We start from the raw sequence: 11,778 nt of genomic DNA, 5'->3' as shown, positions 1-11,778 counted from the left end.
AAGGCCGGGGTACGCGCCTTGGCGCAAGGCATGGCGCGGGAATTCGGCCCGCAAGGCATCCATGTGGTGCATGCCGTCATCGATGGCGTCATCGACGGCGACCGCGCCCGCAACCAGTTCCCGAAATTTGTCGAGGCAAAAGGGCAAGAGGGTTTATTACAAGCCGCCGCCATTGCCGAAACCTATTGGCAACTGCACTGCCAGCATCCCAGCGCCTGGACCCATGAACTGGATTTACGGCCGTTCAAAGAGCCGTTCTAGCAGCATAACCTATATACTGAATTCAACAGAGGCAAAACCATGAAAGTATTTTTATACGCGGAATATCAAGTCGCAATTCCCTTCGATCAAATCGACTGGCGTCCCATCAACGTGGACATGAAACAATTTCCAGGCTTGAAGTCGAAGACTTGGCTGAGTGGCGTCAACAACCAAACCGTCGGCGGCTTTTACGAATTCGATTCGGTCGAAAACGCCCAGAACTATATCGACGGCTTGTTACTGCCGTTCGCGAAAAAGGTCAACGGCAATCTGTCAGTGAAACTGTTCGATGGCGAAATTACCCGCGAAGCCAATATCGGCATGAATTCGCCGTACTATTCGGCAATGTAAGCCGATGAACGTTGTTGGCCCGCTAGCCGTTTGTGGCCAAACCAGCTATTGCCGGTGTTGCGAGGCCACCAGCCGCCGCCCGTCGGGCGGCGGCCAAAGCCAAGCGGTTCAATGACAGGGATTACCTTGCGATTTTGAAACGTTTGCACGCCGGGCCGGCACGGCATAAATAATACACAGCGCGGCCGCCGCCGCGGCTACATGCTTGATCGCATGCCCGCCCATGAACCCCAGCATCGAAAAAATCCGGCCGTCGAAATGCTCGAGCAACTTGGCGGTAAAGTACAGCGCAAAAGCCGCCAGCAATAGCCGATTACTCAAATAACGCTCCGGAAACATCAGTAACATAAAAGGCATCAGCAGAATCGGCAAAAACTGCACCAGCAAATAAGGCCGCAAATCGCCACGGCCCAAGGATTCGGTCCATGACCAGTAAAACGCCGAAGCCACGCCCGCCGCGACCAACAGCCATAGCCTGTAACGGTTTTGGCTTGGCAAAACCCGCTCCCCCAGCAGCAACGAAAACAAGGCCATGAAGGCAACCGTCATCGGCAACCTGTCCCACAGCAAAGTGGCGTTGGTTGGATCGGCGTGGTAGTACGCGGAACCGAAGCCGACCAGCAACACACTCCAGCACATCACCCGATAAGCCTCGCCACTCGCCGGCTGGACAAGCCGCCGGCAGCGGTACAAACCGAGAGCGCCGACCGCCAGAAACGGCAGATTCGAAACCACATTCCAGAAATTGGCCAGCCCGAATAGCGGCCTGGCGTCGGCAAAACGGTGGTAGTTAGGGTCCTGCGCAATCGGCTCAACAAAGAACAGCGTTACCACTGCCGCCACACCAAGCACGCCGAGCATGCCGATGCGTTTTTCATACAAATCCATTTTGCCTCCCAGGCCAGGATGCCAGTCTACAGATCGAGCTATTGTAAAGATTCGTTGTAACAATCAACTACCCAAGCTTGGCCGATAAACAGCATCTTAAATTTAGTTCTGTGTTTTACGTAACGTTTTTATAATTTTCGACAAGTTCCCAATGCTTCCGTTTTGCTATCCTCGATTCCCCGAGGAAAATCCGATATTTTTTAGATCGAGATAATTTCCATCCGTTTTTTATCTCCTGGAGAACCACGGTTCAGGTCAAAATGCAGTCACACTCTCGCTTCACAACTATTTTGAGTCTACTCGGTTCAGTCATCATTCCGGTTTTGGCCGCATGGATTCAATTTGATTTTTTTAAAGATGGTCCCCGGTGGTTGCTGTTTTATCCTTCCGTTTTTGTCAGCGCTTGGTTGGCTGGCATGCCGGGCGGCATTATTGCCACCATCCTGTCAACTTTACTGGGCGTTTATTATTTTTATCCGCCGTATCAAAGCTTCGAAATTACCGACGAAAAATACCTCCCCTCCATTTTGATATTCGGTCTGATGGGCATCCTGTTCGGCGTGGTGTTCGAACGGCTGAAACGCAACCAGGCCGCGCTCGCCCTGCTTGCGGAACAAACCGCTCAAACCGATCAAGAGCGTTTGGCCTTGGCTTTGGCCTCATCGCACGCGGGGCTTTGGGAGTGGGAATTGGCCAGCAATCGCGTGACTTGGTCGGATTCGCTCCGGCAGCTATATGGCGTCGAACCCTCCTTACCTTCCAGTTACGAAAACTGGGCCAGCACGGTCCACCCCGGCGATTTGGCTAACGTCGAGTCGGAGTTATGGGAAGCTGTGCGGCACGAGCGCGAGTTTAATCTGGAATGGCGGGTAGCGAATCGCGCCGATAGCCAGCCGCGCTGGCTGGTGTCCAACGGCAAGCCGCAGCGCGATGCGCAAGGCAAAATGGTGTCGTACCGCGGCATTGTGCTGGACATTAGCGAACAGCGCCTGCACGAACAATCCTTGCGCGATAGCGAACGAAACTTTCGCTTGCTGGCGGAAGCCATGCCGCAAATCGTCTGGATTACCGATGCCGACGGCCGGAATATTTTTTTGAATCAGCAGTGGGTTAATTACACCGGCCTGCCATTAGAAGAAAGTTACGGCGACAATTGGATAGTGCCGTTTCACCCCGACGACCAGAAAACCATTTGGTCCGGCTGGCAGCATGCCGTGCACCACCAAACCGAATATTCGGTGGAATGCCGTATCCGGCGCCAGGATGGCGAATACCGCTGGTGGTTGATTCGTGGCGTGCCGGTGCGAAATGAATACGGCGAGACTGAAAAATGGTTTGGTACTTGTACCGATATTCACGACCTCAAAATCACCGGTTTGGCATTACAAGAATCGGAACAGCGTTATCGGCAATTGTTCGAGGCAAACCCGCTGCCGGTGTGGCTTTGCGACCCGCAAACCGGCGCCATTCTGGATGCAAACCAGGCAACCACGGCCTGTTACGGCTATAGCCACGCGGAATTACTGGAAATGAAGTGCAAAGAACTGGCCTTGCCGAACGAACCGCACGACAAGTTCTTTGAACAGACCAGCCCAACGACAACACTACTCGGCGAAGCCATAAATCATCTTGGGGTCAGACAACATCGACGCAAGGATGGCGGCAAGATTTGGGTAGAACAGTTTCAGCATGCCCTGCCTCTGCAAGATCGTTGCATTGAAGTCATGTTGGCGCGCGATATTTCGGCTCAAATACAGGCGGAACAAAAACTGCAGGAAAGCGAGGCCCGCTGGCAATTTGCCTTGGAAGGCAGCGATTTGGGGGTGTGGGATTGGAACATCGCCAACGGCGAGGTGTTTTTCTCCAAGGTATGGAAATCCATGTTGGGTTGCGATGAAAATGAAATTCCCAATTGTTTCGAAGGCTGGCAAACCCGGATACACCCGGATGACGTAGACCGAGTCTCGGAAACCTTGGAACATTATTTTCAGGGCAAAACACCGATCTATCAGCTTGAACACCGGCTTCGCCACCTCGACGGTGGTTACCGCTGGATTCTGGCCCGCGGCATCGTGATTACCCGCAACGCGGCAGGCAAGCCGTTGCGGATGATAGGCACCCACCAGGACATTACCGACAACAAACAAATTCAGGACGCACTGCAAAAAAGCCGTAGCCAACTGAGTTTGTTCATAAAGCACGCGCCGGCGGCCCTGGCCATGTTCGATCGGGATATGCGCTATTTGGCGGCCAGCAATCGCTGGCTGGAGGACTATCATTTGCAGGGCCAGGACATCATTGGCCGCTGCCACTACGAGGTATTCCCGGAAATCGGCGAGAATTGGAAGCAAATACACCGTCGAGCCCTAGCCGGAGAAGTCGTCAAAAACGATGCCGATTGTTTTGTACGCAGCGACGGTACCCAACAATGGCTGCGCTGGGAAGTCCGCCCGTGGCGTACCCAACAGGATCAAGTTGGCGGCATTGCCATTTTTGCGGAGGACATCAGCCAGCGAAAACGCAATGAACACGAGTTGCGGCAACATCGCTACCATTTGCAGGAACTGGTCGACGAACGCACCGCGGAGCTGGAACAAGCGCGGCGGGAGGCTGAACGGCTGGCGCTGGCCAAGTCCGGTTTTTTGGCAAACATGAGCCACGAAATCCGCACGCCGATGAATGCCGTATTGGGGTTTTGCCATTTGTTGCAACAGCGCCCGCTGGATAGGGATAGCCTGGCGCTGGTCTTGAAAATTCACGATGCCGGCCAAAATTTGCTCGGCATCATTAACGATATTCTGGATTTTTCCAAAATCGAGGCCGGCAAGACCGACATTGAAAATGCACCGTTTCGCCTGTCCGAACTACTGGACGGCTTGGCGGCGCTGATGATGACGCTCGCCCGCAACAAGCACCTGGAATTGATCATCACCCCACCGAAAAGCCTCGAAAAATTGTGGGGAGACCGTCAGCACCTGCAACAGGTATTGACCAACCTGTTGAGCAATGCGATCAAATTTACCGACCGGGGCGAAGTCGAATTGCATATTGAAATTGTTCCGGCCGAAGACGGTTTGGAATATCTGCATTTTCTGGTTCGAGATACCGGCATCGGCATCCCCCGCGAAAAGCAGGAGGAAATTTTCGCGGTTTTCAGCCAAGCCGATAGCTCGATAACCCGCCGCTTTGGCGGCAGCGGCCTGGGGCTGGCGATTAGCCGCCAATTGGTGGAGCTGATGGGCGGCACGCTGCAATTAACCAGCGAAGAAGGCGTGGGCAGCCGGTTTAGTTTTCAGTTGCCGCTACAGCGGGTCGAAGAGTCGCCCCCCTCGGCCGCTCGACTCGCCGCTTTGCGTATCTTGGTGGCGGACGACAGCGCCACGGCGCGCGCGGCCTTGACCAATACCATTCACAGGCTTGGCTGGCAAGCCGATACCGCCGACTCCGGCGAGTCCGCCCTGGCGGCGATCTCGACCCGGCAGGAACCCGCCATTGTTTACGATGCCGTATTGCTGGATTGGCAAATGCCGGGGCTGGACGGCCTGGCAACCGCGCGCATGTTGCGGGAGCATTTCGCGCAACAGCGGAATACATCCGGCACCCACCCCATTCTGGTGATGGTCACGGCGGCGGATCGTGAAACCGTGTTGGCGCTACCGGATTCCAGGCATGTCGATGCGGTATTGAATAAACCACTGACAGCCAGCGTTTTATACAACACGCTGGCCGAATTCATCAGTCCGCTACAGAGTCGCCGGCAAACCCAGGCCTCCACCTTGCCCGACCCATCGATGCCGGCGATCACCGGCGTCCGGGTTTTGGTGGTAGACGACAGTGAAATCAATCGCGAAGTTGCCCACTTAACGCTGGCCAGTTACGGCGCCTTGGTGGAACTGGCCGGAAACGGCCAGGAAGCGCTGGATTGGTTAAAGGACCATCCGTTTGCGGTGGATATTGTGCTGATGGACGTGCAAATGCCCGTCATGGACGGCTATACCGCCACCCGCATCCTGCGCGAGGATCCGCGCTGGCAAACGCTGCCCATCGTCGCGCTATCGGCCGGGGTATTCAAGGAAGATGTCGAACTGGCGAAAGCCGCCGGCATGGATGACTTTATCAGCAAACCTTTCAATCTGGGCCAATTACTGACGACTATCCAGCGTCTGGCTTCCGGCCGGCAAATCGAAGCAGAGGCGCAATCCGATGCTATTCTTACCGGCCAAGACGCCCAAAATCGTCCGACCGCCTCAGCGGACGCGGAGGAATTGCCGGATATCGCCATTGATGAAGCCCTGAAGCAGTGGGGAGAAGCGGAAATCTACGGCAATTATTTGCGGCATTTTGTGGAAAATTATGCCAGCTGCGGCACGCGTATTGCCGAGCTACTGGCCGGGCACGACGAGCTAGCCGCCGCGACACTGTCGCATAAGCTTAAAGGCGCCGCGGCAACCTTGGGTTTGAAGAAGGCGGCGCATTCTGCTCAAATGCTGGAAGCCGCGCTAAAGCGCGGTGTGTTTAACGAAGAGTTGCTTGAGAGCTTGCAAACCGCGCTCGATCAAGCTTGCCAAGCCGTTGAAACCTGGTTAAATAGCTCGGAAAAGCCCCCGGTCCCCTCGGCCGATTTGCTTGGAGCGGCAAGTCCGGAACAGTTGATTGACTTATTAAAACAATTATTAGAAGCGCTTGATGAGGATAATCCCGCGGTGGCGAAACCGGTGCTGTCGAAATTACAACATAAAATTCCGGAAGCGTTATTTGCCGAATTGCAGGCCAAATTAACGGTTTACGATTTCCGCGGCGCCGAAGCCCTGGCCCAAATACATCTAAATCAGCTTCAGTCCGACGTTCAATCCAAGTGAGAGTAAGCCCATGCCGCACGGCCCTATCCTAATCGTCGACGATGAACCGATCAATCTGGCCAAATTGGGTACGATACTGGAGTCCGATTACCGCCTGGTATTCGCCAGTAGCGGCCAGGAAGCCCTCACAGCCGTTGCCAAGCATTGCCCCAGCCTGATTTTGCTGGATATCAACATGCCGGATATGGACGGTTACACAGTATGCCGCCAGCTTAAGGCCGATCCCAGATTCGAAAGCATTCCGGTCCTATTCGTCACCGCGCTGGCCGAAATGGGTAACGAAAAGGAAGGCTTCGCGGCCGGTTGCGTCGATTATCTGATCAAACCGGTTTGCCCGGATATTGTCAAAGTCCGGGTCAAAACCCATCTGTCCTTGGTGCGCTCCGCGCAATTGGAGCGGAGTTACCGGGACGCGGTATTTATGTTGGGCAAAGCCGGCCATTTCAACGATAACGATACCGGCGTGCATATTTGGCGGATGGGCGCATTTTCGCGCGCCTTGGCAAAAAGCTGGGGCTGGCACGAACATCACTGCGAACAGTTGGAACTGGCGGCGGCCATGCATGACATGGGCAAAATCGGCGTCCCTGAATCCATCTTGCGCAAGCCGGGCGAATTGACTCCCGAGGAACGCGCCATCATGCAGACCCACGCGCGCATCGGTTATGAAATACTGTCGGAAAGCGAGGCGCCGCTGTTTAAAATGGCCGCCGAAATAGCCCTGCGCCATCACGAGCACTGGAACGGCAAGGGCTATCCCGACGGCCTGGCGGGCGATGCTATCCCGGAATCGGCGCGCATCGTCATCATTGCCGACGTGTTCGATGCCTTATCAATGGTCAGGCCTTACAAGCCGGCCTGGCCGTTGGACAAAATTCTCGGCCACATGCGCGAGCAGTCCGGCTTGATGTTCGACCCTAAGATACTGGAGCATTTTTTCGGCATCATCCCGAACATTTTGAAAATACAGCAGACCTGGAACGCGCGAAATACCCAATAACGCCCTCCCCAACAAGCCTTATGACCGATCCAACAATTTTGCTTATCGAAGACGAAACGATTTGCGCTGATTTCATCCGGCACATCCTTTCAACGGAAGGCTTTCAAACCATTCCGGTAAACAGCGGCACCAAAGCCTTGGAAATCCTGGCAAATCGCACCGATCAGATTGACGCCATACTTTTGGACCGTGGCCTGCCGGATATTGACGGCTTTAATTTGTTGACTCAAATAAAGCACAACCCGGCATTTCGTAATATCCCGGTCATTCTGGAAACGGCGTCGACCGACGATGCCAGCATCGAACAAGGCCTCGCGGCCGGCGCCTATTACTATCTGACCAAGCCGCTGAATGCCAATTTGCTGCGCTGCATCGTCAAGACCGCCGTTGAGCAGTATCGCGACACCAAGGCATTGCTGGCATCCATAAACCTCACGGGACAAACCCTATATCAACACCTGGAGCAGGCCGTTTTTCGTTTTCGGACACTGGAGGAAGCCCGCAGCTTGGCGCAGTTATTGTCACTCGCATGCCCGGCGCCCGAAAGGGTGGTGATCGGTTTGCAGGAATTGCTGATTAATGCGGTCGAACACGGCAACCTGGGAATCAGCTATGCCGAAAAAACCCAGCTGATGTTGCAAGGGCAATGGTTGGAGGAAGTCGATAGGCGGCTAAGTTTGCCCGATCTCGGAAGTCGGCGCGTGGAAGTCGGTTTTCAACGCAAGGCCGAGGCAATCTGTTACACGATACGCGACGAAGGAGCGGGATTTGACTGGCAAAACTATCTGCGTCTCGACCCGACCCGGGCCTTCGATCCTAACGGTAAAGGCATCGCGCTGGCCAACATGATGAGTTTTGACTCGCTCGCCTATTTGGGGCGCGGCAATACCGTCGAAGCGTCAATTTTCGCGCTTCGGAACTAGGGTCCAACCCAGATATGACCAGTAAGATCGACTAGGCATTTTTAAGCCATCATGAATTCAATTAACCCGCTCCAAAGAAATGCCGTTACAGTCCTTGGGAATAAGGACGCGGCTATTACCATGGTGTTTATACCGGGTTTCGGCTCGGATCAAAGCGTGTGGCACCCGGTAGCGCGTGCCTTTTTCGCCGATTTTCGCGTTGTACTGCTGGACAACGCCGGTACGGGTTCGTACCTGCACGAGAGTTTTCAGCAATCGCATTATTTAAATATGACGGCCTATGCGGACGATGTACTGGAAATTTGCGCGGAGCTAAAAGCCAAGCAAATCATTCTGGTCGGGCATTCGATGGGCAGCATGATTTCGGTTTTAGCCGCTAACAAACAGGCGTCGCTCATTGACAAACTGATTTTGATCGGCGCCTCGCCTCGCTATTTGAATGACGGCGACTATTTCGGCGGCTTTACCCAGCACGACCTGGATGAACTGTATACCGCTATTACACTGAACTTCGACAATTGGCTGGACGGTTTTGCCAAACTGGCCATGGGCAGTTCACATGAACCGAGCTTAGCCGAAAAATTCGCGGACGCCATCCGCGGCATTCCCCGGGCGCAAATGTTGACCGCGCTCTGCGCCATATTTCAGACCGACCACCGCGCCGATGTCGAAAAAATCGACACGCCAACTTTATTGATCCAGGCCAAGGACGATGTTTTTGTGCCGTTTGCCGTTGCGCAATACCTACACAAATCAATTCGCGGCAGCAGCCTTAACATTATTGACGCCGACGGCCACCTCCCTCATGTCAGCGCGCCGCAAAAAGTCATTGATGCCATCGCGGGTTTTGTTTAGCCATGTTCATGTTGACAGCTCATACTCCGGCGGGCCGCCCCCCCTCCGAAAGTAATCTCAAACTTTTTACACCTTAAAATGCGCCACAATCGACTGTAATTGGGACGCCAGCGCCTCCATTTCCCGCGCGGTTTTGGCATTGCTGTTCGAGGCCGCATTGCTTTGTTCGGACATCTGCGCAACCCGCTCCACCTGGCGGCCGATTTCGTTGGTGGCGATGCTTTGTTCTCTGATGGCACCACAAATATCGGCCACGGCGACGCTGACATGCTGGGTCCCTTGTTGGATTTTTTGGATGGATTCGCCCGCCGACTGCGTGGTGGACACTTCATGATTGACCTTGTCCACGCCGACATTCATGCTGGATACCGCTTCATGGGTTACATTTTGCATGCCGGCGATCATGGCGGCAATATCCAGCGCCGAATTGGTGGTCCGCTTGGAGAGGTTGCGCACTTCATCGGCAACCACCGCGAATCCGCGCCCCTGCTCGCCGGCCCTGGCCGCTTCGATGGAGGCATTCAGCGCCAACAAGTTGGTCTGGTCGGCAATTTCCCTGATGACCTGCACAATGGAGTTTATCCGGGCGGACTGTTGGTCAAGCTCCTGCATCTTGGCGGCCGACTGCCGCACCGCATCCGCAATCCCGTTCATTTCCGCGACGACTTTGAGAATAACCGCCGTACCGTGGTCGGACAAATGGTTGCTATCTTCGGTAATGGTTTGCACTTGATTGGCGTTGTCGGCGACTTGTTCGATACTGGCGCTCATTTCTTCTATCGCGGCAGCCATCGACGAGGCCGCATTGCTCAGATTCTCGGTACCGGAAGCCATTTGGTTCGAACTGGAGGCAATCGATTCCGAATAATGCAACACTTTGACCGCGCTTTGGCTGACTTGCCGCATGCTTTCATGCAACCCTTCCATCAGCCGATTGAATGCCGTGGCGGTTTGGGCGATTTCATCGCTGCCGGCCACTTTTAGCCTGAGGGTCAGATCGTGATTGCGTTCTATCTGGCTAATGGTGGCATGCAAGGCATTGATCGCATCGGCAATATTGGCGGAAACCCAGTAGGCCAAACCCGTCGATGCCAAAAAAATAACCGCGCTGATCAATGTCCCCAACCAAAACCCCTGCCTGGCATCGGCGGCCTTTTCGCTGGCCAAGGCTTCGATTCGGCCGGCAATGGATTTTTCGATGGCGTGCATGGCGTCGATACGGGCAGTAGCGCTGGTAAACCAGGCCGTGGGCTCGATACCGAACCCGCCGCTATTGGCATTATCCAGCGCGGCTTTGCGCATGCCTTCGACCTTCATGAAAGGTTCGCTTTTTTCGGCCAATCGATACGCATTGCCTATTTCAGCCGGCGCATAGTCGGTAAAGACATGCAGATAGGCCTTTTGCGCCGCCATGTGGCCAACAAACGCCCGATAGCGTTCCGGCGCAAATTCGCCGGCAGTGAACACGCCCGTCATTAAGGCGCGTTCCTGACCGCTGCGTTCCTTGGCGTTCAGAAATGCGTTATAAGCCGTCATCAGCTTGGTGACTTGTAAATCGCTGCTATGGTCGGATATGGCGGGATTGGTTGCCTGTATCTCGGCAATGGCCCGGGTATAACGCGCCGCGGCCTCTTCGGCGGTGATGCCTAAGCGGGAAACCGACTGGCGTGTATCGGTCAACATGTTTAGCGTGTTCAAGGCACCATCTACCCGAACGGTGACCGGCTTGGGCAATGCCGCTTTTTGCAACTCTGCGTACAGCGTTAAAACATCGGTTAATTCCTTGTCGGTCGCCTTCCGGAATTCGGGCAGCTCATGAGTGAATTTTGTACCGCCGGATTGAATAAAACCGAATGTAGAGCCGCGTTCGACCTGCAGGGCATGCGTTAAACCGCCCAAGCCAATAGAGAAATCGATCAGCTTCTCCGTGGTACCCAACTGCCGCCAGTTCCTATAATTATTTTCGATGCTAAAACCCGAATACGCCAGAACACATAGTAAAAGCGGCGCCAGCAGCAGGGTAAGCTTTTTGTAAATAGTGAGGTTATTCATCATTTCATCCTGGTTTTTAAATTAAGGAACCTTTGCGGCTATGCCGGCCATTGCAAGCCCCTGAATATATAATCAACGCCTCATGGCAGCCGAATTGAGTTGCCCGCAGGCCGCCAATACATCATCGCCTTTAGCGCCCCTTATTAAAGTCGGTATTTTAAAAGCATCTAAAACCTCTTTAAACTTTTCGACTTTATCAAAATCCGGAGGCGTGTACCGCGATCCAGGGAACGGGTTAAATGGGATCAAGTTTATGTAGGCGCTTTTGCCGGCCAGCATCGTTCCCAGTTTCTCGGCATCGGATGCAGAATCATTAAAGTCATTTATAAGAATATATTCATAAGTAACAAACTGCTTCTTATTCAAAGGAATCTCATCAATATAAGCCAAGACCTCATCCAGCGGATATTTTTTATTAATTGGAATAAGTTCATTTCGCTTTTCTTCAAATGGCGAATGAAGAGATAGCGCCAGGTTAACCCCAGGAATTTCCCGGCTCCATCTTTTAAGCCCGGGAATATAACCCGCCGTTGAAATAGTGATTTTTTGAACGCCAATTGACGTGCCGTGTTGGGATAAAAAAATCTCG

At 53.9% G+C, this 11,778-nt stretch carries 8 protein-coding genes and 1 pseudogene; 6 read left to right on the top strand and 3 right to left on the bottom strand.

Annotation, left to right across the window (positions count from 1 at the left end; all coding sequences use genetic code 11):
- A partial coding sequence (locus tag NP596_RS16730) for a Rossmann-fold NAD(P)-binding domain-containing protein (protein WP_504130490.1) occupies positions 1–261 on the top strand: 261 nt, incomplete at its 5' end.
- A 39-nt stretch (positions 262–300) separates the two neighbouring features.
- Positions 301–612, top strand: a complete 312-nt coding sequence (locus NP596_RS16725) for a YdhR family protein (RefSeq protein ID WP_256616531.1) — start codon at positions 301–303, stop codon at positions 610–612.
- Positions 613–720: 108 nt separating this feature from the next.
- Here the strand turns inward: NP596_RS16725 and NP596_RS16720 are convergent, their stop codons facing one another.
- Positions 721–1,500, bottom strand: coding sequence for a ceramidase domain-containing protein (locus tag NP596_RS16720; RefSeq protein ID WP_256616530.1), 780 nt, complete (start codon positions 1,498–1,500; stop codon positions 721–723).
- Positions 1,501–1,760: 260 nt separating this feature from the next.
- On the opposite strand from NP596_RS16720, the gene NP596_RS16715 reads away from it, so the two are divergent.
- Genes NP596_RS16715 through NP596_RS16700 form a run of 4 tightly spaced genes read left to right on the top strand, consistent with a single transcriptional unit; the run spans position 1,761 to position 9,137 of the window.
- The gene (locus NP596_RS16715) at positions 1,761–6,359 is read left to right on the top strand and encodes a PAS domain S-box protein (protein ID WP_256616529.1); all 4,599 of its coding nucleotides are present in this window, start codon (positions 1,761–1,763) and stop codon (positions 6,357–6,359) included.
- Positions 6,360–6,369: 10 nt separating this feature from the next.
- Entirely contained in the window at positions 6,370–7,359 is a 990-nt protein-coding gene (locus NP596_RS16710; protein WP_256616528.1) for a response regulator, read from the top strand.
- 20 nt (positions 7,360–7,379) lie between these two features.
- A complete protein-coding gene (locus NP596_RS16705) occupies positions 7,380–8,282 on the top strand; it encodes a response regulator (protein WP_256616527.1) in 903 nt (300 codons plus the stop codon).
- A 51-nt stretch (positions 8,283–8,333) separates the two neighbouring features.
- On the top strand, positions 8,334–9,137 hold the full coding sequence (locus NP596_RS16700) for an alpha/beta fold hydrolase (RefSeq protein WP_371927966.1): 804 nt from the start codon (positions 8,334–8,336) through the stop codon (positions 9,135–9,137).
- A gap of 66 nt (positions 9,138–9,203) precedes the next feature.
- On the opposite strand, the gene NP596_RS16695 is transcribed toward NP596_RS16700, so the two are convergent.
- Positions 9,204–11,189 carry a methyl-accepting chemotaxis protein gene (locus NP596_RS16695; RefSeq protein ID WP_256616526.1) on the bottom strand — a complete coding sequence of 662 codons (1,986 nt, stop codon included), beginning with the start codon at positions 11,187–11,189 and terminating at the stop codon, positions 9,204–9,206.
- Between the two features lie 72 nt (positions 11,190–11,261).
- Positions 11,262–11,778: pseudogene (locus NP596_RS16690) on the bottom strand (dual-specificity RNA methyltransferase RlmN); the annotation flags it as partial.

This window comes from Methylomonas rivi, from assembly GCF_024505165.1.
GTDB lineage: Bacteria > Pseudomonadota > Gammaproteobacteria > Methylococcales > Methylomonadaceae > Methylomonas > Methylomonas rivi.
Note: the sequence above shows the minus strand (reverse complement) of the source record. Positions and strands in the feature narration are given on the sequence as shown.